Source organism: Oceanobacillus sp. FSL W7-1281 (assembly GCF_037969835.1).
GTDB lineage: Bacteria > Bacillota > Bacilli > Bacillales > Amphibacillaceae > Oceanobacillus > Oceanobacillus oncorhynchi.
The window spans coordinates 1,812,224-1,836,151 of sequence record NZ_CP150214.1 but is presented as its reverse complement, the minus strand read 5'-3'; the positions used below and the strand labels follow the sequence as shown (position 1 = coordinate 1,836,151).

At 39.7% G+C, this 23,928-nt stretch carries 30 protein-coding genes and 1 pseudogene; 1 reads left to right on the top strand and 30 read right to left on the bottom strand.

Going from position 1 to position 23,928, the window contains the following annotated elements; all coding sequences use genetic code 11:
- Positions 1 to 25 precede the first annotated feature (25 nt).
- From MKX55_RS09180 to MKX55_RS09140, 9 genes and pseudogenes are all read right to left on the bottom strand, one after another.
- On the bottom strand, positions 26 to 331 hold the full coding sequence (locus MKX55_RS09180; protein WP_339237731.1) for a hypothetical protein: 306 nt from the start codon (positions 329 to 331) through the stop codon (positions 26 to 28).
- A 294-nt stretch (positions 332 to 625) separates the two neighbouring features.
- Positions 626 to 856 (bottom strand): DUF3923 family protein, encoded by a 231-nt coding sequence (locus tag MKX55_RS09175; protein WP_339237729.1) that lies wholly within the window; start codon positions 854 to 856, stop codon positions 626 to 628.
- Between the two features lie 49 nt (positions 857 to 905).
- Positions 906 to 1,205, bottom strand: coding sequence for a DNA-binding protein (locus MKX55_RS09170; protein ID WP_339237727.1), 300 nt, complete (start codon positions 1,203 to 1,205; stop codon positions 906 to 908).
- Positions 1,206 to 1,306: 101 nt separating this feature from the next.
- Positions 1,307 to 1,606, bottom strand: a pseudogene (locus MKX55_RS09165) (DUF6434 domain-containing protein); the annotation flags it as partial.
- 15 nt (positions 1,607 to 1,621) lie between these two features.
- Positions 1,622 to 1,915, bottom strand: a complete 294-nt coding sequence (locus MKX55_RS09160; protein WP_339237724.1) for an SAP domain-containing protein — start codon at positions 1,913 to 1,915, stop codon at positions 1,622 to 1,624.
- A gap of 27 nt (positions 1,916 to 1,942) precedes the next feature.
- A complete protein-coding gene (locus tag MKX55_RS09155) occupies positions 1,943 to 2,674 on the bottom strand; it encodes an SDR family oxidoreductase (protein WP_339238481.1) in 732 nt (243 codons plus the stop codon).
- A gap of 63 nt (positions 2,675 to 2,737) precedes the next feature.
- A complete protein-coding gene (locus tag MKX55_RS09150; protein ID WP_339237722.1) occupies positions 2,738 to 3,073 on the bottom strand; it encodes a Pr6Pr family membrane protein in 336 nt (111 codons plus the stop codon).
- Positions 3,049 to 3,402 (bottom strand): hypothetical protein, encoded by a 354-nt coding sequence (locus tag MKX55_RS09145; RefSeq protein WP_339237720.1) that lies wholly within the window; start codon positions 3,400 to 3,402, stop codon positions 3,049 to 3,051. The genes MKX55_RS09150 and MKX55_RS09145 overlap by 25 nt, the downstream gene beginning before the upstream one ends.
- A gap of 185 nt (positions 3,403 to 3,587) precedes the next feature.
- A complete protein-coding gene (locus MKX55_RS09140; protein ID WP_042533507.1) occupies positions 3,588 to 3,773 on the bottom strand; it encodes a hypothetical protein in 186 nt (61 codons plus the stop codon).
- Between the two features lie 202 nt (positions 3,774 to 3,975).
- On the opposite strand from MKX55_RS09140, the gene MKX55_RS09135 reads away from it, so the two are divergent.
- Positions 3,976 to 5,244, top strand: a complete 1,269-nt coding sequence (locus MKX55_RS09135; RefSeq protein WP_339237717.1) for an aminotransferase — start codon at positions 3,976 to 3,978, stop codon at positions 5,242 to 5,244.
- Between the two features lie 61 nt (positions 5,245 to 5,305).
- On the opposite strand, the gene MKX55_RS09130 is transcribed toward MKX55_RS09135, so the two are convergent.
- From MKX55_RS09130 to MKX55_RS09030, 21 genes are all read right to left on the bottom strand, one after another.
- The gene (locus MKX55_RS09130; protein ID WP_339237715.1) at positions 5,306 to 6,064 is read right to left on the bottom strand and encodes a dipeptide/oligopeptide/nickel ABC transporter ATP-binding protein; all 759 of its coding nucleotides are present in this window, start codon (positions 6,062 to 6,064) and stop codon (positions 5,306 to 5,308) included.
- Positions 6,057 to 6,869 carry an ABC transporter ATP-binding protein gene (locus MKX55_RS09125; protein WP_339237712.1) on the bottom strand — a complete coding sequence of 271 codons (813 nt, stop codon included), beginning with the start codon at positions 6,867 to 6,869 and terminating at the stop codon, positions 6,057 to 6,059. Before MKX55_RS09125 ends, MKX55_RS09130 begins: the two co-directional genes overlap by 8 nt.
- Before the next feature lie 10 nt (positions 6,870 to 6,879).
- On the bottom strand, positions 6,880 to 7,725 hold the full coding sequence (gene opp1C / locus MKX55_RS09120) for a nickel/cobalt ABC transporter permease (RefSeq protein ID WP_339237710.1): 846 nt from the start codon (positions 7,723 to 7,725) through the stop codon (positions 6,880 to 6,882).
- A gap of 2 nt (positions 7,726 to 7,727) precedes the next feature.
- On the bottom strand, positions 7,728 to 8,657 hold the full coding sequence (opp1B, locus tag MKX55_RS09115) for a nickel/cobalt ABC transporter permease (protein ID WP_339237708.1): 930 nt from the start codon (positions 8,655 to 8,657) through the stop codon (positions 7,728 to 7,730).
- 63 nt (positions 8,658 to 8,720) lie between these two features.
- Positions 8,721 to 10,307: a nickel ABC transporter substrate-binding protein gene (gene nikA, locus MKX55_RS09110; protein ID WP_339237706.1), complete on the bottom strand. Its 1,587-nt coding sequence runs from the start codon at positions 10,305 to 10,307 to the stop codon at positions 8,721 to 8,723.
- 224 nt (positions 10,308 to 10,531) lie between these two features.
- Positions 10,532 to 11,053 carry a GNAT family N-acetyltransferase gene (locus MKX55_RS09105; protein ID WP_339184197.1) on the bottom strand — a complete coding sequence of 174 codons (522 nt, stop codon included), beginning with the start codon at positions 11,051 to 11,053 and terminating at the stop codon, positions 10,532 to 10,534.
- Between the two features lie 132 nt (positions 11,054 to 11,185).
- On the bottom strand, positions 11,186 to 12,115 hold the full coding sequence (locus MKX55_RS09100) for an urea transporter (RefSeq protein WP_339184196.1): 930 nt from the start codon (positions 12,113 to 12,115) through the stop codon (positions 11,186 to 11,188).
- A 99-nt stretch (positions 12,116 to 12,214) separates the two neighbouring features.
- A complete protein-coding gene (locus MKX55_RS09095) occupies positions 12,215 to 13,036 on the bottom strand; it encodes an urease accessory protein UreD (RefSeq protein ID WP_339184195.1) in 822 nt (273 codons plus the stop codon).
- 1 nt (position 13,037) lies between these two features.
- A complete protein-coding gene (gene ureG, locus MKX55_RS09090; RefSeq protein WP_339184194.1) occupies positions 13,038 to 13,649 on the bottom strand; it encodes an urease accessory protein UreG in 612 nt (203 codons plus the stop codon).
- A 15-nt stretch (positions 13,650 to 13,664) separates the two neighbouring features.
- A complete protein-coding gene (locus MKX55_RS09085; protein ID WP_339184192.1) occupies positions 13,665 to 14,351 on the bottom strand; it encodes an urease accessory protein UreF in 687 nt (228 codons plus the stop codon).
- Positions 14,344 to 14,799, bottom strand: coding sequence for an urease accessory protein UreE (locus tag MKX55_RS09080; protein ID WP_339184191.1), 456 nt, complete (start codon positions 14,797 to 14,799; stop codon positions 14,344 to 14,346). The genes MKX55_RS09085 and MKX55_RS09080 overlap by 8 nt, the downstream gene beginning before the upstream one ends.
- A gap of 11 nt (positions 14,800 to 14,810) precedes the next feature.
- Entirely contained in the window at positions 14,811 to 16,520 is a 1,710-nt protein-coding gene (gene ureC / locus MKX55_RS09075) for an urease subunit alpha (RefSeq protein ID WP_339237704.1), read from the bottom strand.
- Positions 16,510 to 16,839, bottom strand: a complete 330-nt coding sequence (locus tag MKX55_RS09070; protein ID WP_339237702.1) for an urease subunit beta — start codon at positions 16,837 to 16,839, stop codon at positions 16,510 to 16,512. Before MKX55_RS09070 ends, ureC begins: the two co-directional genes overlap by 11 nt.
- Positions 16,840 to 16,851: 12 nt before the next feature.
- Positions 16,852 to 17,154, bottom strand: coding sequence for an urease subunit gamma (locus MKX55_RS09065; RefSeq protein ID WP_339185181.1), 303 nt, complete (start codon positions 17,152 to 17,154; stop codon positions 16,852 to 16,854).
- A gap of 654 nt (positions 17,155 to 17,808) precedes the next feature.
- Positions 17,809 to 18,681, bottom strand: coding sequence for a hypothetical protein (locus tag MKX55_RS09060; RefSeq protein ID WP_339237699.1), 873 nt, complete (start codon positions 18,679 to 18,681; stop codon positions 17,809 to 17,811).
- Between the two features lie 132 nt (positions 18,682 to 18,813).
- Positions 18,814 to 19,833 carry a serine hydrolase domain-containing protein gene (locus MKX55_RS09055; protein ID WP_339237697.1) on the bottom strand — a complete coding sequence of 340 codons (1,020 nt, stop codon included), beginning with the start codon at positions 19,831 to 19,833 and terminating at the stop codon, positions 18,814 to 18,816.
- A gap of 35 nt (positions 19,834 to 19,868) precedes the next feature.
- On the bottom strand, positions 19,869 to 20,516 hold the full coding sequence (locus MKX55_RS09050) for an HAD family hydrolase (RefSeq protein WP_339237695.1): 648 nt from the start codon (positions 20,514 to 20,516) through the stop codon (positions 19,869 to 19,871).
- Positions 20,517 to 20,530: 14 nt separating this feature from the next.
- Complete coding sequence (locus MKX55_RS09045) at positions 20,531 to 20,671, bottom strand: hypothetical protein (RefSeq protein ID WP_339237692.1); 141 nt, start codon at positions 20,669 to 20,671, stop codon at positions 20,531 to 20,533.
- Between the two features lie 71 nt (positions 20,672 to 20,742).
- The gene (locus MKX55_RS09040) at positions 20,743 to 21,642 is read right to left on the bottom strand and encodes a PhzF family phenazine biosynthesis protein (RefSeq protein WP_339237690.1); all 900 of its coding nucleotides are present in this window, start codon (positions 21,640 to 21,642) and stop codon (positions 20,743 to 20,745) included.
- A gap of 91 nt (positions 21,643 to 21,733) precedes the next feature.
- Positions 21,734 to 22,978, bottom strand: coding sequence for an MFS transporter (locus MKX55_RS09035; protein WP_339237688.1), 1,245 nt, complete (start codon positions 22,976 to 22,978; stop codon positions 21,734 to 21,736).
- A gap of 193 nt (positions 22,979 to 23,171) precedes the next feature.
- Complete coding sequence (locus MKX55_RS09030; RefSeq protein WP_339237686.1) at positions 23,172 to 23,564, bottom strand: RidA family protein; 393 nt, start codon at positions 23,562 to 23,564, stop codon at positions 23,172 to 23,174.
- Positions 23,565 to 23,928 lie beyond the last annotated feature (364 nt).

The following is a 23,928-nucleotide window of genomic DNA, read 5'->3' as shown; positions in this document are numbered from 1 at the left end:
GAACAAAATTTTTGAACGAAAACGATTAAGCACTTAATTTTTCAAAAACTTGGATAAAATGAAGGAAATCTCCTTTATATACCCACTTTACCTTAATACGACACGTCCCCACAATAAAAACGGAAGACGAAGAGGTCATTCCGGCCCTTTCCTTTGAAAACCAAAATGATTTCTCCATGTTTATTCGTTTATTACTAATTAGATATAATCGTTGATTCGTTAAAATTAAATCCCCAAAATAGATATCTTGAACTCCATCAAATGTTTCGAATAATCCTTCCAAACAAGCTACTATTTTTTCGTCGAATTCCAGCTTTATTTTTCTGGACATTTTCTTCTCCTTCCCCTCGTTTGATATGTGGCTATTTTTAATGTAGTTTATGAAATCCATTTCAAGTCAAGAGGGAAATTAATTGTGATAACCGTTTTCATATCAAAACACCTCTAAAGACAGAATATAATCTGACTTTAGAGGTGCATTATTTATAGAATAAGTAGATAACCAAACTTTATTTAGCCGGAGTTTTATAGATTGGCTCTCTTAGTGATTTCATCAATTAGAGCTTGTTTACTCTCGTAACCCTGCATGTCATCCATCCTTTCTAAGATGTAAATTGTTTTATTTTTAATTCTTTGCCAGAGACGGATGCTTTCTTTTCCTGGCAAAATATAAAAATATCAGTTGACCTATCAAAACAAGTACAAAAAATCCGCTTAAAACCATAAATGCAAGAAATCTTAATTCAGGAGTCTGTACCGCCCCTGCTCCGTCAACATCTCGAACGCCGATAACAACAGATGCTGCTATAAAAAATAGTATCCAAACGATACTTGTTGTCCACCAAATTTTCATCATATGTATCACCTAGCCATTTCTTTTTCAAGTTAATCTATAAATCCATGCATTAATTATACTTTTCTCTGGAGGAAATCCATTCCATAAATTGTGTATACGGATAATAGGTTTTTCCATTCAGCTCTATCTTTGGCGCATTTGGATATTTTTGTAATAACTCTTCAATCTCATCTTTACTCAAATTAAGATAAAATTCCAGCTCATTTTCTTTGATAAACATATTATATTGATTACTGGCTTCTGGACGGCCAAAATTCTGCAGGCCTTTCCCAACAAAATATCCCATCGCTGCCAATCCAACCGCCAGTGCCACGAAACCAAAACCTAGTCCAGATATTTCTATTTCCATTCCATATCTCCCCCATTTTTCAAATTCTCTTTTAAGTTATCCATCTAAACAACCATAAAAATAGCATGTAATCTCCCAATCCAGATTCGTGTTAACTTACTTCATTCCGCTTCAGATACAGACCGATATACATTATCGCCGCGCCTGCTCCAAACTTTCTTCCAAGCACTGATTGCGTCTTGCAGTGATTTTCCCTTATTCGCCGAATCATCAAAATAAGCACGAATAAACGTATTATATTCAAATTGTCCGGAAATCGTTGTACGCTTTCCTTTCTTTTTATCTTCTTCTAATTGATAATAATGATCTACTACGTCTTGATATGTTTTTCCAGCATTGGCTTTGAGATAATTCTGCAAGGCTACAGAGAAATGAAACTTCGGGCCAATAACACGTTTAAAAAATTCTCTGTGCTCCTACGTGCATTTAAAATTGGCCTCAATCACCGTTTCCAAGCTCATCGAAGCTTCTTTTTTCTGTTGCGCTGCATGAACAGGCACTGTTTTAGATTTGACAGCTTGCGGTCGCTCCCCTGTTTTTAAATAATGGATGATACGTTCTGCAATTTCTGTTTTAGCTCCTGAAGTTCGCATTCCTTTCTTTCTGCAAAAATCCTGCAATTCCACCTTCAACCAATAGAAATCTAAAAAATCTTTTATTGAAATGTTCTCATCCAAATAAGGACGAGTCTCTTTGTTCTGTCTGTTCATTTTTTCGCTCCCCCCTGACGTGCAGCTTCATCTCAAATAACCGCCGTTATTGATATCAAACGTAGCTCCTGTATAATGTTTCGACTTATCCGATAACAAGAACACCACTGTTTCAACAACATCCTTAGCAGTTACTGGTGTATCAACTAATTCGCTATGTAAATATTCTTTTTTTCTCCACGAAGGGATGACTTCCATCATCGAGGTGTTCACCATAGTCGGCGCAACAGCGTTTACCCGGATGTATGGAGAAAAATTCATGGCACAGCTCTTCGTCAGCCCCAGAATTGCTGCTTTTGAAGCACCATAGATTGCATCCGAGCTCCCTTCCATCCCTGCGACGGAGGACATATTAACAATCACGCCAGATTGCTTTGCTTGAAGCAGTTTTTCACCAAACAGCTGCGAGAAATAAATGCCTCCCTTTACATTCACATCTAATACCTTGTTTATTTCATCCTCTTGATAATCTGAAATATTTTTTGCTAAGTAGATACCCGCATTATTCACTAACCCGTCTACCTCAGGATGTTCTGTTTCCAGATAATGAAAGAATGCAGAAACTGCTTTATAGCTGCTGACATCTAATGCATATGTAAATAATTTGTCGCGATGATCTATCCTCTGCTTTAAATCATCCAGTCCTTTTTGATTCCTATCACACGCTATAACAGCCGCGCCTTCCTCTATACACCGGACCGCTTCCTTCCCTATCCCAGCAGCTGCACCAGTGACGATAATTTTTCTATTTTGAAGCACCATTAAAATCTCCTTTATTTCATTTTATTATATATCCATTTCCTCAAACTCTTTCATGCAAATCTATCGCGACGAAATAGCTCCATTCTTATGACCGATATACAAAAATATTCGATTAGATACAATCAGCAGAAACCCAAGAATAATATAAACAAATAAAAAAGCGGCAATAAAGCCTGCAACATTTGAATAACTTCCCACGCCTGCCGGAATCTCGCCATTGGGGTTTAAAAAGAAATAGGGGTAAAACCCGTCCATTAATCCTCTCAAGCTTGAAATAACACAATAAATAACCGGATAAATCATCCAATAAAAAATATATTTATAGCTGTATCTTTTCTTCGTTTCCAAAAGAAGCCAATTGATAAAGACGGCTATCGGAATAAAATAATGCAGCATACATTCGTAATGGTGCGGATGCCAGTATATTCACCCCCGCTGGCAAGAAGAAAATGATATGTAAAAATGCATACAAACATATAAATAACGGAAGCATTTTTGAAAAAATCCAAGAATGGACTCTGATTTTTACGATTTAAAATGGCGAGGCTGCTGCACAGAAAGGTTATCGCGACCATTAAATTCGCTTGAAACGTAAATTTCGTTATTGATACCAAAGGGTCCGGAGAGTAGGCAACGTGTAAAATAACACTGATAAAACCTGTAAGCCCAATTAACAGATGAAAACCCAGCTTTAACCTGAATGGTCTTTCAATTACATTTCCCATATAAATACCCCTATCTTATTTTCGATACAAAAGCGCAGCATAATTAAGGCTGCTCTGTTAGCTGATTTGCAGCTGCTCCTATTATAGAATTCTACATATTTACTATAACTCCTGCTCTTATAGTTGAATTTAAACAGTTTATTAATGCAGAAATGATCTCCAAATTAACTTTCCCCTTCCCTGCTTCACATTACATCCGTCACCCATCTCAGCACGCCTCTAAATGACCAAAAGAGAATCCGAATCGGAAGAATGATAACTTCCGGAATCCAAAAAAGAATATCAAAAAACAAATCGGTCTTTGTATAATCTCCTTTCCCCTTTTTGCTTTTCCTTGTTTTCGATTTCTTCTTTTCCCACCAGTCACTCATTATGCTATTCCTCTCCTTTCTTATTATCTTTCTTTACGGATTACAGCCGGGAAATGTTTCAATTATTCAACAATTTATAGAGGAAATGCTTTCTTGTTAAATAGATTTGTAAACTTCTCATGTTTTCCCTTGCAATTCTTATTGAATGAAATAAAATAATTAACAAGAGATAAAATTAAGTTACACATGCCGGAGGGATAAAATGAGTACGCTACAACAGATGGATCATTCCAGTCTGCAACATCTTCATGAAAAAACAAAGAAAGAATTGGATGCAATCAAGAAAGAAAATCTATCTTTAAATATGGCGAGAGGAAAGCCAAGCGCTGAGCAGCTGCAATTGTCATTGGAATTGTTAGACAGCGTTACTTCTAAAAATATTGGGGATAACTTTTCTGTTTTAAATTATGGGATGGTAGATGGTCTGCCAGAAGCAAAAGCATTATTTAAAGATCTATTAGAAGTAGATACAGAGGAGATTTTAATCGGAGGTAATGCCAGCCTGAATATCATGCATGATCTGATTTCAAAAGCATTGATTAAAGGCGTTATTGATAGCGAAACTCCTTGGGGTAAAGAAGATGCAATTAAATTTATATGCCCTGTCCCTGGTTATGACAGGCATTTTACGATTTGTGAACAATACGATATCGAAATGATTTCCGTAGAGATGCTGAATGACGGTCCGGATATGGACAAGGTGGAAGAGCTTGTACGCAACGATGCGTCCATCAAAGGAATGTGGAGTGTTCCGAAATATAGTAATCCCGAGGGTATTACATACAGTGATAAGGTCGTGGAACGTTTAGCTAAAATGGAAACGAAAGCAAAGGATTTTAAAATTTTCTGGGATAATGCGTATGCCATTCATGACCTGACGGATCATCCTCCAAAATTAAAAAATTTATTGGAAGCGTGTAAGAAACACGGAAATCCAAACAGAGTATTTATGTTTGCATCTACTTCCAAAATGACTTTCCCGGGCTCTGGTGTTGCAGTCGTAGCAGCAAGCAGGGAAAATATCAGCTTTATTAAAGAACAGTTAAGCGTGCAGACAATTGGTCCTGATAAAGTAAACCAGCTGCGCCATGTCCGCTTTTTTGAAAACTATAGTAATCTGCTGGAACACATGAAAAAGCATGCTGAAATTATGAAGCCTAAATTTGATGCCGTAATAGAAATACTTCATTCCAAATTGGATTCTTATGGTATTGCTGCATGGGCAGAACCGGATGGAGGCTATTTTATCAGCTTAGATACGATGGACGGCTGTGCTTCTGAAGTAATCCGTCTTGCCAAAGAGGCTGGAGTCACCTTAACCGGAGCCGGAGCAGCCTTTCCATATGGGAAAGACCCACGTGACAGAAACATTCGTATTGCGCCATCATTCCCATCATTAGAGGAAGTGGAAAAAGCAATCGACGTATTATGTACATGCATTATTCTTGTAAGCACGAAAAAATTATTATAAAAGATGTAACATGCCATTTGCCGGTTTAGCAGGCAAATGGCATGTTTTATATAGTAGAATTCTATTCCACCCTAAACCGAACCACCGCTTCTAACAGCCTCTTCGCATAAGCACTCTGCACATTTGCCAGATTTTTTGTCTCTATCTGCTCAACGATTTTCCCTTCATTTAAAAACATCACTTGATTACATAGATAAGCAACGGTTTGTAAGTCATGTGCGATAAATAGACAGGTCATATCCATTTCTTTTTTTAGCGCATCGAGTAACTCTAAGATTTGTGCCTGAACCGAAACATCCAGCGAGCTGACCGCTTCATCCAGAACCAGAAATCTTGGTTTTGTACTAATTGCCCTGGCGATACATACCCGCTGCAACTGTCCGCCGCTTAACTCATGCGGATAACGGTCCGCTAACTCCTTAGACAGACCAACCTTTTCCATTAAACTTTCCGTTGTTTCCTGTATCGGATGATTCCGGCCGAAAGCCTTCAAGGGTTCCATGATAATATCTTTTACCCGGAAAGCAGGATTGGCTGAAGACGTATAATCCTGAAAAACCACACTCATCTGTCCTCTATTTTCTTTCCTCCACGCTGCTGGATTTTTCCCCTCCAGCAACAAACTGCCACTGTCTGCTTTTTCCAAGCCTAATATCAATCTGCTTAATGTACTTTTACCACTGCCGCTTTCCCCGACTAAGGCAGCCCAATCTCCGTCATGAATCTGAAAGGATACATCCGCTAAGACAGATAATCTTTCTTTTCTGAAGCCTGCTCCTGTTTTCGGATAGGTTTTATAGACCTTCTTTACTTCAAGCATGATAGGAATCCTTTCTCACCGATTGTTCAAACGCACGGGTCAGTTTGACTCTTGTATCCACCAAGTATTTTGTATAGTCATTTTGTGGATGCTGAAATACATCTTCTGTCCTGCCATATTCCACTTGTTTCCCGTCTTTCATCACAAGCACGTCTTCCGTCAGCTGCTGGATAACGCCGAGATCATGTGAAATAAAAATAAAGGTAGTCCCCGATTGAGCCTGAAGACGCTGAAATGTTGCAATGACTTCTTTTTGGGTAATCGCATCCAGCGCAGTGGTAGGTTCATCCGCGATGATAATATCAGGCTCTACGCCAGCTGCAATAGCAATCATACAACGCTGCAGCATTCCGCCGGACAATTGATGCGGATATTTCTTCAGCACCTGTGCAGCTTCCTTTATCCCCACTCTTTCCAATTCTCTCAAGGATACTTGTTTGGCCTCTGTCCTGGCAATTTTCAAATTCTCACATAGCGTTTCCTGCATCTGCTTTCCAATGGTATCTAACGGATCAAAGGCGGACATGGCATCTTGCAGAATCATGCTGATATGCCGAGCTCTTATATCTCGAATTGATTTTGTCTTCATCTTCAGCATATCCGCATCTTCAAAATAGGCTGCGCCAGAAACGGTTATCAAGGGCGCTGTAAGCCTCAGCATCCCCTTCACCGTCATTGACTTGCCGCTGCCGCTTTCCCCGACAAAGCCCAGACTGCGGCCGCGTTCCAATTTAAAAGATATATCTTCAACAATAACCTCGTTTGATTGTGTATCTTGTATCGATAAATTTTTCACTTCCAGCATAACCAAGCAATCACCTCATTCTTTTACCGCGCTTTCCACGCTTAACATTAAAGGCATCCTGCAGACTGTCCCCAAGAAAATTAAATACCGCTACCACAACAAGAATTGCTATTCCCGGAGCAAGCATTAATTCCGGATAGATGGTCATCACGTTCTTCGCTTCGTTTAACATCATTCCCCATTCAGGCGTCGGTGCCTGCACTCCCAGCCCGAGGAAGGATAAAGCGGAAATCATTAAAATCACCGAACCTGCATCAAGTGTGGCCAGGACCGAAATCTCGCCTACCGTATTTGGCATGATATGCTTTTTGAAAATATGCCATCTGCTGAAGCCGGAGACTCGGGCAAATTGAATATAGTTTTTATCGGCGTATTTGATGATAATTGAACGGACCATACGTGTATACCATGCCCATTTTGCGATAATACTTGCGATAACGATATTGGTAAGTCCCGGTCCCATCATTCCGATAATGGCTAGAATCATTACTTCACTTGGAAAGGACATAAAGACATCGCAAATCCTCATAATGATCTCGTCGATTTTCCCGCGAAACAGCCCGGCGATTCCTCCAATCAATGTTCCAATCACAATCGTGACAATCATGGTTATAAAGGCAATGAAAACTGTCGTGCGAATCCCGTATAACAGCCTGGAAAAAATACATCTCCCCAGCTGATCCGTACCAAGCGGATAGGTTGTACTTATTCCCGCCAGTTTTTCTTTTACATTGACATCAATTGGACTATGCGGCGCTAGCCATGGCGCGAAAATTCCTGCCAGTACCACAAGGGTTAAGAAAATGATACAAATCATGGCGGAACGATCTCTCATCAATTTATTTAAAACCCCCATGATCATACCTCTTTTCTCATTCTTGGATCGAATATGGCAGTAACGATATCTACCAGTAAGTTACAGATGACAAATAAAACCGCCATCAGAAAGACATACGCTTGGATAACGGGATAATCATAATTGAATATCGCTGTCACACTCAGCCTGCCTATCCCCGGCCAGGCAAAGATATTCTCGACAATGACAGTGCCTGCAATTAATTTGGGAATCGACATGCCCAGTGCTGTAATAGCAGACTGAAGAGAGTTTTTGAAAATACGCTTTAAAATAATACCCTCTTTCATCCCGCGGGCTTTTGCATAAAGTACAAAATTCTCGTTTTTGTTTTGCACCATATTATTTCGAATCAATCTCACATAGGTGGAAATATAAGCAAAAGCTAACGTTACTGCCGGCAGAATAACAGATGTCCAAGAGCTCATCCCGCTTGTCGGCAGCAGATTTAATTTAATCGAGAAAAACCATATCAGCAAAAGCCCGATCCAATAGCCGGGCATGGCCTCTGCAATAAAGACAAAGCCTCTAATGGTCCGATCAATGATGCTTCCTTCATAAATCGTACATAGAATGGAGGCAGAGGCGCTGATAAAAACAATCATTACGAAGGCAACCAGCGCAAGCATCAGCGTAGCTGGCAATGCCTGCCCGATTTCTTCAATCACCGGTTTATTATTAACAAAGCTGTTTCCGAAGTCACCTTTGATGCTGCTGGTCACCCATGTCATATATCTTTCAAAAAATGGTTTATCGAGGCCCAGCTCCTCGCGCATCTCTGCAACAGCTGTTTCTGTCGGTGTGATTTCATTTACCCGCAGCGCGACTTCCGCCGGATCACTGTCGCTCAGATTAATGAGAATAAACGCCAAAAAGGATATTCCTATTAATAAGGGAATGATGCTGATGATTCTTTTCGTAATATAACGCTTCATTTACTCCACCTACATTCTTACATTCAAGAACCAAAAAAGCGGACCTTCATCCGCTTTTTTAATTTACTCTGTATCAAAATACATGTTTTCAAATGGAACTTCATATTGAGAGACGTTAAACGTGACACCCTGCAGCTCTGGACGATGAACAGCTTTTGTGCGTGAGTATGTGAGCGGGATATATACTGCTTCCTCATGGATATACGATAACACTTCCGCATACATCGCTTCTCTATTCTCCTCATCATGCTCAATCATCAAATCGGTAATTGTTTCGTCCAGCCACGCTTTCTTGTCCAGCCCTGTCTGCGCCTGATAATCGCCATGCGCCGGGATTCTCCAGGAGGACAGGTAAGATTGCGGGTCATAAGGCGTTCCCCATGATAAGGAATATTGCAAATCAAATTCTCCTGATTTTTGTCTGTCTAAAAACGCCTGCTTCTGCTCTCCAGTGATATGCAGCTCCACACCTATCTCCCGCAAATCAGACTGAATATATTCACTGATCGTCTTTTCCTGTGCATTATCCGAATTATAATACAGGTTAAGCTCTAATTTCTCGCCATCTTTATAACGATATCCATCATCACTATTCAACCTCCAGCCGGCATCATCGAGCAGATTATTAGCTTTATCCGGATCATATTTCCTTTCCTCCAGTCCAAGGTCGCTGTAAGGAACTGTCGATGCAAGCAAGGTCGGCGCAACAGATTCTGATCCATTTAAGATACCATCCGCAATCGATTGTTTATCAACCGCATATTGCAGCGCTTCTCTTACCTCGATTTCGCCAGTGATAGGACGATTGGAGTTCAATAAAATTGCCCTGGAAGCGACCGGCTCACTCATTTCGGTTACGTACTCTCCCTGCTCTTCCAGCGCGGAGAAAGAGTCCAGGTCAATCATATCTCCATCGGATCCAAAAATCAGATCGACCTCTCCTTTTTCAAGGGCAAGCAGAATGGTCTGATGATCCGGCATCACCTTCCATCTTACTGCATTCATTTTAGGCTGTTCTCCCCAATATTCTTCGTTGGCAGTGAACACAGCCTCCTGATTCTCGTTATGTTCTGATAAAACCCACGGCCCTGTTCCCGAATAACCGCTGATGCCATCCTTTGTCGTTCCATCCACAAAATCATTGGGAGATAAAAAACGAAACGGGCGGGTAAGTCCCAATTCCGTTAACGTCGGATAATACGGATGCTTTAACACAAGCTTATACGTATATTCATCCACAACTACATTTTCGTCAATCAAATTAACTAAATCCAGCCAAGCATGCCGCTCTTCATTATCCATGATGGCATCCATATTCTGTTTTACCGCCTCTGCGTTGAACTTTTCTCCGTCAGAAAAGGTAACATCCTCTCTTAAATGAAAGGTATATTCCAGACCATCCTCTGAGATCTCCCAGCTCTCCGCCAGCCAGGGCTCTACACCGTCTTCCGTATTCTTGACCAGTGATTCAAACACCATATTCTGGGCTGCCATTTCTCCACTGTATAAATGCGGATTAATATCGCGGATATCCTTCGAGCTAGCATATACGATTTCATCTTTAGCTGCTGTATCATTTTCCGAATTGCTGCAGCTTGCCAATAAAAGCAAAAACAATACCGAAAGCAGCCCTATATTTATTTTTCTCATTTTATTACTCCTATTATTCTTGATGTCATGCCTAAGGAAGCAGCTAACGTAAAGGAATACTACTATAAGTCCGTGTTCAAAAAGTCCGATAAATAGGACCAAGAAGTTCAAGGCGATGGATTGGTTACGAACGGAGCGTATGCTTTATAATACGTGAGTATCGGAAACAATCCATCAACGCAGAAATTTGCCGTGTCATTTTTATTGGACTTTTTGAACATCCTCTATAACTTCCTATCCATATGCAGTGTTTTCCAAACGGGATCTGACTCAGCCAATCTTTCTTTAAAGCCCAGTGCTTTCCAGAAGGGAACCCCGCCTGGCAGAAATGGATGAGTATGCAGATAAATCTTCTCGTATCCTGCTGCTTGAATCGACTTTAAAGCCGTTTGATAAAGGGCAGAGCCAATTCCTAAACGTCTATATGCCGGATCTATATAGCATCTTACCAGTTCCGTTGTCTTCGATTGCGCGTAATATTGCTGCAGCTCATCAAAACGATTGTCATAGGGCAGATAACCAATTGTACCAAGCACATTGCCCGCTTCACTTACAGCTGCAAATAACGCCGCTTCTTTCCTATTTATATAATGTGCATAAAAATGAAGCATATCCGGCGGTAATTGCTGATGATCCAACATCGGAAATACTTCTTTTCGAATCGTTGTCATAAAATCCACTACCTGTGCAGCGTCCTTTTGTCCGACCTGTTTCACACGATATTTTACAGGTGTTTGTATAGACATTTCCTATCAGCGTCTCCTTGCTCTGATTGATTCCTTCATGTTGTTCTCTCTTGATAGCTGCAGGCAACATCAACTCGTTTCTCTATTGATGTTACTCTGCAACAACGCTTCATCATAAAAATTCATTTTCTATTATACTCTATTTCCCGGTTTTAAGATAGAATTTGATGCGCTCAACAGCAGCCATGTAATGATTACAAATGGAATGGTTAATACAGGCAGGCCGTATGGGATGAGCAGAATAGATAAGCTCGCAGAAATCGGCACCGTCAATAGTGCTCCTAGCAGACCGTATACAAACATACCTTTCGAACCCTTGGCATTGAATGTGTGACCAACTGCTATAGCTGTCAAAATCGCATTGTATCCATATAGCCCAAGCTGAATCTGATCATTTTCTGCCCCTAATATGTAAGCAAAAGCCAAAGCAGCGACAGCGGATAGAATGGTACTCGCGCTAACTCTGATTCCGGCAATCAGAATTCCTGCCAGAATCAGTGCACCTGCCCACACAGAATCCAATAGAAAGATTTCGCTGATGCTTTTAAAAAATGCAGTAATCCAATCCATCCCGCTTCCTGCAATATACTCCCAGTGCATTAGATTCTGCGGTACAAGCTGATCACTCATTGCGAATAAATCTAATTTATAAGGAAATAAAAATATCAGCCACGATGTAATAATGAATGGAAAAGTGAGAACCGGAATACGCACGAAATAATTATTTAAAGCTACGGTTGCTAATGCGGATAATCCAGTTCCTGCAAAGGCAAGCAGCCACAGATAAGGTCCATCCAAAAAAATAAGAATAGCTAAACAGGTTAATACAGCGTTATAGCCCATTAATCCATCCTCTATAAAACTTCTATTCTTTGTCAGCACATAGCCTATGACATTCGCTATTATCACACTTAATAAGGATACTACGGCAAATTGCCAGGAAACAACAAGAATGCCCAAAAAAATGAAAAGCCCTGTTTTCCAATTCGCCAGCAGGATTACCTGGGAAAAACTGTGCAGCGTACTGATCAAATAATAATTTCCAGAAATTTGTCGTTCCATCTTATCTACCTTTCCAAAGGCCGGGGAAGCTAGCTGTCGAATATTTCTAAATGCTCTTTCAGATACCCTGCTTGTCTTCCCCACCGTTTTTAAACCCTTTTAATACTTCCGTAAAAATACAGGAGACATGCCAAACCATGTTTCTCGTAAATACCCATGACACGTTTGCAGTATCTCTTCGATGATTTGCGTCTGATTGGCCAATATTCTCAAAGAAAACCCCGGGACCGGACACCTCGAGATACCGAAGTTCACGTCCTTCTGCTCCATCATATCATAGATATTTTCAATTACTTCATCTGTCACATAAGGACTAATAACCATCATGGAGCCTAAATGACTATACCCTTCCATTCTTCCAAACACAGAAGGATTATTTTTAGCCGGTTCCGTTACAATACGGTCAAAAACGCCTAATTCCTTATGGATAAACACTTCATTTTGCAAATCTACCTTGTCATAACTGAATTGCTTTCCGGTTGGTGACCATCCAGGTGTAATAATATCGGAGCAAATCAATGTCGAGGTATTATCTACATAAAATTGGTTGAGCTGTTTATACGAACCTTCCCGATAAACGATTAGCGGGTCCGGGATATACTCCAGCAGACTGTTCGATTTCAAGGTAAACTTCCCATACTGATACGCAGGCTCTCCCGGGGTTTTATATACTTTGGTTGCAGATTGCGTTGTCAAAATTGCCCGGGCATTTTCATTCACCCTAATATCCATGGAATATGTATCTGCGGATAAATAGCCGCCTCCAGGATTTAATAGATAATAGGTTAATTGCCCGGAATTGTCTAAATAGATTGGACGCATTACTTTGAAGGCACCTCGGAAATATACATCCGCAGGGACCGTTTTATTCTTCTTCTCGGTTAATTCAAGCTGAAGCTCTCCGGTCCATTCCTTCTGCATCTTAGACAATTCCTCGAAGCAGTACATTATCTTTCAGCCAATCAATTACTTCGTTCAATCCGTCATTATTTTTCAAATTCGTAAAAATAAATGGTTTATCTCCTCGAAATTCTTTCGTATCTCTTGCCATGATATCTAAATCCGCTCCAACATACGGCGCCAAATCTGTTTTATTAATAATAAATAAATCCGATTTAATCATGCCCTGCCCGCCTTTACGGGGGATTTTCTCTCCCTGGGCTACATCAATGATATAAATAGAAAAGTCTACAAGCTCCGGACTGAATGTCGCTGCCAGATTATCCCCGCCGCTTTCAATGAAAATCAATTCCACGTCAGGAAAGCGTTCGGTTAATTCATCAATCGCAGCAAAATTCATAGAGGCATCCTCTCTGATAGCGGTATGCGGGCACCCGCCAGTTTCCACACCAATAATCCGATCATCCTCCAGCACACCATTTTTCATTAAAATTTTAGCGTCTTCTTTGGTATAAATATCATTCGTAATAACCGCCATGTCCATTTCATTATTTAACTGTCTTGTTATTTTCTCTACTAACTCTGTTTTTCCAGCCCCTACTGGACCGCCAATACCTACTCGAATCGGTTCCATATCCAAATCTCCCTTCTAAGACATAAATATCCTTACTTTTACATGCTCATGCTTCATTTGTGAAATTTCCAGACCGGGCGAAACAATCCCAAAGTCATCTATCGTTAAATCAGCTATTTCTTCCGCAACACGATTTATTAATTGCTGACTCTCCAGCAGTATCTTCTGCCCGTCTGTCTGCCCCAGCGGAATAGCTCTTACTGCATTCTGTACCAGGTTGGACACCAGGGAATATAAGTAAAACCCAAGACCCTCCTGAGGTTGTATCCTGTGATAATGGGCAATAACTGCAAAGACAATAGCGCTGTGCCCGAATGATTTCCCTTGCTTTATTCGTTTTAGATAATTTGCAAGTATTCCGTATTCAAACAGACTTTCTGCCAGCTTCAGCATTCGGACTCCCATTTGGGTATTTCCTTCCCTTGTTTCCTTTGGAAGGTTCTGGACATAAAGCAGCCGGTCCATATGCCAAATCCGCTCCAAATCATTTTCACACAGCGCATCGCATACAAGTTGAAAAGCAAGCCCTTCTGTATATTTCACCTGTTCCCTGAAATACGTATCCAGCCATTCTTGAAATGATATCCTGTCCTTCACAACATCTTCTTGAATATAGGTTTCCAGTCCAAATGAATGGCTGAAGCCGCCAATCGGAAAGTTTGAATCGCATAACTGAACAAAGGTGAGCAATGAATTAGTCATGGCTATGCCCTATATGTTTAAACGCTTCTTTTAATTTGCGCTCTTCCCGCTGATAAGAAATGTCTAGCTGTTTCAGCAATTCTTCTACAAGATAATCATATTGGACAATCATATTATCCACTTCAAATTGTGCAGGAAGATGACGGTTTCCTAGTTGGTGCGCAATGACGCCCATTTCATGAATATCTTTAGGATGGATAACAATCACATCATCCTGATAGACATCAATAAAAATAATATTGGATGCATCTTTATATAAAACGTCGCCCTTTGTCAGGGCCTGTCTTTCTTTTAAGGAAATACCGATATCCTTTCCATGGTCTGTTTTCACCCGTAAAATACGCTTCAGCAAATCGGCACTTTCCAGATAAACCTTTTCTTTATGCAGCTTTGCAAGCTCTGCTTCTTCTATATCATTTACATTCATCTCAATTTTTTCAACCAGCATTGGTCATCACCTCAAAATAAAAAGTATCGTTGCCCCATTGCCACCTCTTTCAGCGGTTCACAGGTTATGACTTCACCGTCCACTTTTACTTCATATGTTTCCGGGTCCACATCAATGGTTGGTGTCTTATCATTCAGCTTCATATCTTTCTTCGTCAGATTACGAATGTTTTTTACAGGCAGCACCGTTTTCTCTAAACCCAGTTCTTCCTTTATCCCCTTTTCATAGGCTGCGGTGGATACAAATGTTAAGGAAGTTCGTTGCATTGCTTTCCCATGCGCTGCAAACATCGGGCGATAAATAACCGGCTGTGGTGTTGGAATCGATGCATTGGCATCCCCCATCACACTTTCAATAATCGAGCCGCCTTTTACAATCAATTCTGGTTTCACACCGAAAAATTCCGTTGGCCAAACAACCAAATCAGCATATTTCCCAGCCTCTACCGACCCGACATACTCGGAAATACCATGGGTAATCGCCGGGTTAATCGTATATTTTGCAATATAACGTTTTACTCTATTATTATCTGCAGTTTCTGTATCTCCCTCAAGTATACCGAGCTGTTTTTTCATTTTATCCGCTGTCTGCCAAGTTCTTAAAATAACCTCGCCAATCCGCCCCATTGCCTGTGAGTCGGAACTGAGAATGCTGAGTACACCCATATCATGCAGAACATCCTCAGCAGCAATTGTTTCTTTGCGGATACGAGAGTCAGCAAACGCTACATCCTCCGGTATCGACGGACTTAAGTGATGGCAAACCATCAGCATATCGACATGCTCTTCAATCGTGTTGACCGTATAAGGCATGGTCGGATTGGTAGAGGAAGGAATCACGTTTGGATATTGTGCTGATTTGATAATATCCGGAGCATGCCCACCGCCCGCGCCTTCTGTATGATACATATGAATTACGCGGTCTTTCAGTGCTGCCATTGTATTTTCAACAAATCCGCCTTCATTTAAGGTATCTGCATGCAGCGCCACCTGTACATCGTATTTATCGGCGGCCTCCAACGCATGGTCAATCGCAGAAGCAGTCGCTCCCCAATCCTCATGTACTTTTAAACCGATTGCTCCGGCTTCGATTTGCTCTGCCAGCGGCTCCATCGAAGCAGCCTGTCCTTTCCCTGTATATCCAATATTCACCGGATAATCTTCTGCAGCCTCCAGCATCTTATGAATATTCCATTTCCCCGGTGTAACGGTTGTTGCTTTTGAACCGGAAGATGGTCCTGTGCCGCCGCCAATCAATGTTGTTAAACCAGATGCAAGCGCCGTTTCAATCTGCTGCGGTGAAATAAAATGAACATGGGCATCGATTCCGCCGGCAGTCACAATTTTTCCCTCCGCTCCAATAATATCAGTCGCTGCGCCTATGGTAATATCGACGTCATTCATCACCAGTGCATTACCACTCTTGCCGATTCCGCATATTTTGCCGTCTTTAATGCCGAGATCCGCTTTATAAATCCCTGTGTAGTCTAATATAATTGCATTTGTCAATACCGTATCGGCAGCTTCATCATTTAAAGCAAGCGGATTTTGCCCCATGCCATCCCGGATGACTTTTCCTCCGCCAAAAACAACTTCATCCCCATACGAAGTATAATCCTTTTCAATTTCAATGATGAGATTTGTGTCAGCTAACCTCACTCGATCACCTGTTGTAGGTCCGTACATTTCTGCATATTGTTTTCGGGGAATATTATAAGCCATTTACTTTCTCCTTCCCGACGCTTCCATCTGTCATATTATTAAATCCATATATCTTTCTCTCCCCGGCAAAGTCCACCAGCTCCACCGTCTTTTCATCGCCCGGCTCCAGACGGACCGCAGTTCCTGCCGGGATGTTCAACCTTTTGCCAAAAGCGGTATCCCTGTCAAAATTTATCTGTGTATTGATTTCATAGAAGTGAAAATGTGATCCAACCTGTACTGGACGGTCTCCTAAATTAATGACGGTTACTTTCGTTGTATCTCTTCCTTGGTTAATTTCTATCATTCCTTCTTTCGGCAGCACTTCTCCAGGTATCATCAAAATCCCTCCTTATTTAATTGGATGATGCACAGTTATCAGCTTTGTTCCATCTGGAAACGTTGCTTCTACCTGAACATCCTTAATCATTTCAGGTACCCCTTCCATGACATCCTCCTCCGTAAGTATGGTTGTGCCAAAGCGCATTAATTCAGCAACACTTTTGCCATCTCTTGCGCCTTCCATTAATTCATAAGTAATCAGTGCAACACTTTCCGGATGGTTTAATTTTAAACCTCTGTCCTTTCTTCTCCTTGCAAGGTCAGCAGCAACAACAACCATCAGCTTATCCGTTTCTCTTGGCAGCAGATTCATCAGCTTCCCTCCTCGATTCACTTGATGATGCATCATTTAAAAAATCATCTCGTTATTCCCAATAATTCGATAATTATTGTGATGCAAACTGGTATTTCTAATCCAGCATTGAAGAATAGATTACATAGCCAGCTTCAACAACACCTATTAATTTTTCGAATAACTTTATATGTTATATTACCTAACATATAAAGTTATGTTAATTATCATAAGAGTTATATTATAAAAATGCAAGTCTTTTAACTAAATTGGTTTTGAATAATTTCTACGGAAGATACAAACACACCGATATATCTACAAAAATAAACCAGATTCTATATTGTTTATTTCGCAATAGAATCTGGTTTATTTATTAAATCGTTATGAAAAAATTTATGATGAAGCATATAAAACGCAACTTCATTCAGTGAGAGTTTTCAACGCACAAGACGTCGCGAACTTAGTCTGCTGTTCTTCTCTCACTGCGTTAGCCTAAGTGATTCAGGAAGTTAGCTCATCTGATTTCACGCCTGAATTAATTTATTTTACGTTTGATTTTGACGGGAGTTTTACGGACAGTTTTCTAAGATAAAAATTATACTTTGAAATAAGACCGGGCGTGAAGTGAACATAATCGATTATACTCCCCATTCCATTATTCCCGGCATTTTCATATCACTTATCAAACCAATAAGCCAAAAACTTAAACTCTCCCCATTCTTTATATAGCTGCTGCAATTGTGACTTAGGTGGAAGCTCACCAGCGAAATATTTATTTTTTACATGCTTTTTAAATTCGCTGTCTATTGGCAAAAAGTCGTATCTTCCTAATAACATTAAAATAATGCTGAGTGCATAAGGTCCGACGCCTCTAATTTCTTTCAGCTCGTGAACGACATCTTCAGTCGGCATTTCTGGATTGGTAAGTTCCTCTAAGTCATAAATACCATTACATATATTTAATGCAAGATCATAAATATAATCACTTCGATAGCCTAATTTGATGCTTTTATTTAAAAAGGTTTTATCTTTTTTTAAAACTGCCTCTGGTGCAGGAAAAGTAAATAATTCCGTCTCATTCGAATATCTTTCTCCTAAATGACTCACAAAATTCGTTGTCATAGCAATGGTCCGGCTCCAGGTCGTATTGGTTGTGAAAATCGTCTTTACAATATCTTCAAAGATGCTTGGGGAGCGTAAAAGTCTTCCTTTATTTTCCGCTACGATTTCCTGCATATTCTGGTCAGTGCTGCACATTTGATAAAAAGCACGAAAATCCTCATCTAAACGAAGCATCCAGTTAACCTTGCGAACAACCTCTTCACTTTCTTTTCTCGTTAACGTTTGCTTATCCCCTGTTTCTACCATTAATTTATTTTGATTCTGTGTTATATGCAGCAGAACGATTTTGCCAGTCGAAAGCGCTTCTACCCTTTTTAAAACACTTCTGTCATCGTTAGCTTGAAAAGGCGGCAGTAAATACCATCCGTGATCGGTAACAGCAGCTTTAAAATTGAATTGCTTTGGCAGTTCAATAACTTTTCTCAACACCATTACCTCCTCATTAAGAACTTTTTCTATATAGGAAGAATAATCTCCATGCGGGTAATTAGTCTAGTTGTAAAAAAGGAGTAGAACCAATATAACGAAACTTCACGCAGCGGGAGTTTTTGTTCTTCTTCATGATAAACAACGCATCACCGTATCTCCAAATGATCGGACATCCGATAAATAATCATACCCTTCAGGTGACCCGAAGCTGTTAAACATCCGTACAGCTACTATATTTTCCTGTGGAATCACTAATAACGTTACTCCTGTATATCCCAGTATCTGATACGATCCTTTAGGAACGCTTTGTCCAATTTCTGTTTTTTCAGCCGGTAAGTCTTTCACAAACCATAAAAAGCCATTTTGCGGAAGGTTTTTATCTATCGTTGATGGGCTTTGTATCGTTGCAGTCATCTGTATTATTTCTTTCGGTATCATTTGTTTTCCATTTATATAGCCTTCCTTAAGATGGACATAGCCCCAATATGCCAATTCACGTGCAGATACATACATATTCATTTTGTTGCCTTCCGTGCTTTCACTAACATTCCAATTTTTATCAGACTCCTCTCCAAGAATCACATCAACCAACTTCTCCTGTTTTCGCGCATACCAGTTGGATTCATTAAATTCGAAAGGATTAAAAACCTGTTCATGAACAATTTCAGATACCGTTTTACCGGTAGTTTGTTTTACAAGCTCCGTTAATACATCTATTCCAACCTGTCTATATGACCAATTTTCCCCTGCAGGAAATTCCCGAAATATCGTACCTTCTTTTTTATGTAAACCATGTGTATGGGTTAATACATGCCTTATTGTTGTATCCTTCCATATATCTTCATCAAGTCCAGGAAAATAATGCAGTATCAAATCATCTATGGTTTTAATTTTCCCATAATAGACTGCGTACGCCACAGCAAATCCAATATAGCTTTTCCTCACAGAGGCTACATGAAATTGGGTATCTTCCTGAACTATTCTTGAACCTGATTTGTTTGATTGGCTTCCAAAATAGTCTTCTAATACTACTTTATCGTTGTGAATTACAAAAGCAGCAGTTCCAGAGCAGGTTACCTTTTCCGCTGTATTTAGGACATGTTCTGTTATAGGAACAAAATCTTTATTCTTTTTTAAGCTAAGAAGCATTATATCTCCCCTGTCTGTCGAATATCCATTATTTTTTAGGTGAATTGCATTCTTCTTAATTCAATTAAATCATTGATCACAACATCTGCTTGCGAAAGCTCTTCTTCTTTCGCAAAATCAAAGCTGCATCCCACAGCTGTCAATCCATTATCTTTTGCCGCTTTAATGTCTGATATCCGGTCTCCAACCACTGCCGCTTCCTCTATTCCATATTTCGTTAAAATAGTTTTGACCAAATCAGATTTACTAAATGATTCAATTTGTTCAATACTAAAAGTCTCTAATACCCAGTCATCTAAATGATAAAAATCAACAATCGCTTTTAAATAGGCTGGCACTCCGTTACTGGCGATAAATACGGTATAACCATCCTTTAATAAAAACTCAAAAATATTCTGTACATTCGGATATAATGCACCATTTCCGTTTTTTATATTTTCAATTAATCTATCTTGAAAATAATCATTGATGTGCTCTCTTTCCTTCACAGAATGATTCGGCAGCAATGTTTCCCACACTACCGGCAACGGAACTCCCATAATTTCCCGGAACTTATCAATTGGGATGGCGCCTTCCCATTTCCCTAAAGAAGCTAAATAGGTAAATGTGTCTTCTAATGACAATTCTAAAATTTTATCTGTTTGAAATAATGTTCCGTCCATATCAAAAATTACTGATTTCATTCTTCCCCACCTCTTTAATACGGAATAAAAGTACCTTTTAATTTATTTTTATATCTTTCTACCTTCTTTATTTTCTTGAAAGTAATCAGAGATAACAATGCAACAGCGATTAGCGTCCACTCATGCGTTTCTCCTCTGTTATCTATAATCTTCATTAGAATAATCACTCCTTGATTTTGACTTTCACAGTAAGATATTTTCATCAATATACATTACTTGTATTCTTCTAATTTTCCAACATAATCTCAAAGTCTTTCACAAAAACAGCATTCCCGGTAATTTGAATATCATATGACTCCCCATTCTTAGATACCTGAACACCTACCCTGCCATCTTTACCAATTTCATGTCCCTGCTCCACTACAAGTTTCAATACATCTTTCCTATCTTCTCTTATATAGTCAGCATAATAAGCACCCATTACTCCGGACGCCGTTCCCGTTACTGCATCCTCTACAGTGCCTGAAAACGGAGAAGAGAAGTGCCTTGCATGCATATCCGCATCTGTGTCATACGTTTCGATACAAAATGGATGTACAGACGATTTAGGCATCTCCTTTAAAATTGCAGGAAAATCTTTATTCTCTGGTTTCATTTTGCGAAAAGCTTCTAAATTATTTATTGGAATCAGCAACGTCCATGCACCTGTGCTTCCATAAAGAATTGGTAGGTTATCATGTATATCCGATCCCTCTATCCCGATCGAATGAGCTAGATCCATTTTAGAGCCATGGAACGCTACAAATTCCGGTGCAGCCTGGTTCATTGTTATCGTTATTTCCTTTTCAGCAGCAGAATCAAGCCTTACTGGTAAAATCCCTGCTTTAGTTTCAATCGTTAATTCTCTTTTATCTCCGAACAGTCCTTTTGTTTTTAACGCATACACCGTTGCCATCGTCGCATGACCGCATAAATTCATTTCGTGTCCTGGCGTAAAAAAACGTATCCCTAAGTCTGCTGTTTCTGATTTAACTGGAAATGCCGTTTCATTGAATCCTACTTTAAATGCGACTTCCTGCATTTGCTCATCTGTCAGCTCATCCCCATTTAAAACAACTCCAGCAGGGTTTCCTTTATTCGGCACCTTACTAAATGCATCATAATGATATACTTTGACCGATTTCATGATATGTTCCTCCCGTAATCATATTAAAATTCCCGATGAAAAAACGAATCACTTATCGAGAATTTTAATATGCTGTTTTGCTTACACTCTCCTATTTGTTATAAACTGGCTCTACTTTGCTCAATGCGACGCCAGTCTTTCCAAAACGAAGGAAGATGCAAGCTGGCATCAAAAGAATAAAAGCCCCGATCATTAAAGCAATTTTTTCCGTAAATAATTCCGGGATAGCTCCCGCTAAAAAAGTTCCCAGTATGGAGAATAGTCCGCCAATAACATAGGTGGAGCTCCTGACTCTTGTTAAGAATTCATCTGGCGTGATCCCTTGATGAACAGCGCCTTGTACGATAAAAGCCATAGATAGCGCACAATCAAAAACAGCCATCCCAAAACACATCATAATAAAAACGTTTGTTGCTGTAATCATTAATATTCCTATCCCTGATATAATCAGCAAGAAACTCATCAGCAACACCCAATTTAGATTTTTGAATTTATTGATCAAAAAGATGCCAACGATGTTACCAATCCCAGCACTTGATAGCAAAATACCAATGAACCCTTCAGACAACTCTAATGTAATCCGAGCGTAAAAGATTATAGTTAATGTAATAAATATCGTTGTGAAAGCTAATATTGCCATGGCTATTGTGCTAATCAGCTGTTGTGGATTAGAGATTAAAATCTTCAATCCAGCGATGGACCTTCTTAAAAACACGCTCCATTTACTTTTTTGCAGCTCTTCCGTCTCTGTCCCTATAAAACCTTCTTTATTACGAATAAAACCAATCAACAGAGCAGAAAGAAGAGATAAAATCCCGCAAATAAGCAACGTTAATACCGAGCCTGTTTTTGCTAATAATATTCCACCCAACGCAGGGCCGATGACAGTAGCAATAGCATCAGCTGCTTCAATATTTGTATGTGCTTTTAACAGATTTTCTCTGCCGGCAATGGCAGGAATCATTGAAGTAAACGCTGTTCTGCTGATTAAGGCAAGTAACCCCATTACGAACAGCAAGGAAGCAATAATTACTGCATTGACATTCTGTGTTGCCAGAAGAAAGGCGAGCATAAAAATGCCTATTCCATATAAAAAATGACAAGAAGATGCAATTCTGACCTTATTCTTCGTTTCTACCCATGTTCCGATTGGGATGGCAAATAGAACCGTACCCAATTGCTGGGACAAAGCGACAAGGGCTGTAACTAGCGGCGAACTGGTTAGACCTAATACAACTAAAGGAATCAACAGCTCTCTAAACCTTCCATTTAAAATAGAAAGAAACTCTGAACCCCACATACGTCTAAAATCTTGGTTAATGAGTATCGATTTCAATTTAATTTTCTCCTCTTTAAGGGAGATACACTGCTTCCAGGAAATGCCTGAAAAAATTCCTATCTGCGTATAACTGATATTCCTACCCGCCATAGTGCTTGTTCTGTTTTGTAGGTATCTCTCCCTGTTTCATCATTCCGTTGCATGTATGAAGAGAGATTGTTAAATTTGACAATCTATTTTATATAGCTCCTTATTTATTTTCTTTACACGCCCATGCATCTATCTCTACTTTAAATTGCGGTCCGGCTAACCCGGCAACAAAGACCATCGTTGTACAAGGGAGGTGATCCCCTAAAAATTCGCCAATTGCTTCTCTTCTTCTATCCGCATCCATTTCCCCGACAATATAAAAAACAAGCTTCGTCAGGTTTTCTACGTCCATATCCGCTTCCTGTAAATTGATACGAATGTTTTCAAAGGCCATTTTTAATTGCTCCACGGAATCCTCTGAGACATTACCTTCCACGTCCATCCCTAACTGGCCCGACAAATTTAACCACCTTATGTCTCCGGAAGCTTCGATTTGATGACTATACGGAGCTAACGGTTTATGTACATCCTTTGGATTTCTAGATTCTATCATTTTCATTCCTCCTTGTATATTATGTTTTATTAGCTTAATTAACAAGAATAATTATTCAATATATCGATATGCAGATTAATTATTATTTCGCGCATTTACCTGATAACATCGAGAGGAAAGCTTATTTAATAAAGTGTTCCCCTCTATCTTTTTAATAGTCTTCTAATCAGATAAATAACAAGTACCACAGCTATCACCGTAATAATCAGCCCTGGTATTCCGATACTTCCCATCATCTATTAATCCCCTTCTCCATTTCAATATGATTTAATTGTAAGAATTTTATATATTCTGTTCTTTCATATTAACATATCCTTAGAGGTTGTTGTAATTAGCTGGGAAAATACATTCTAAGAAATCTCAA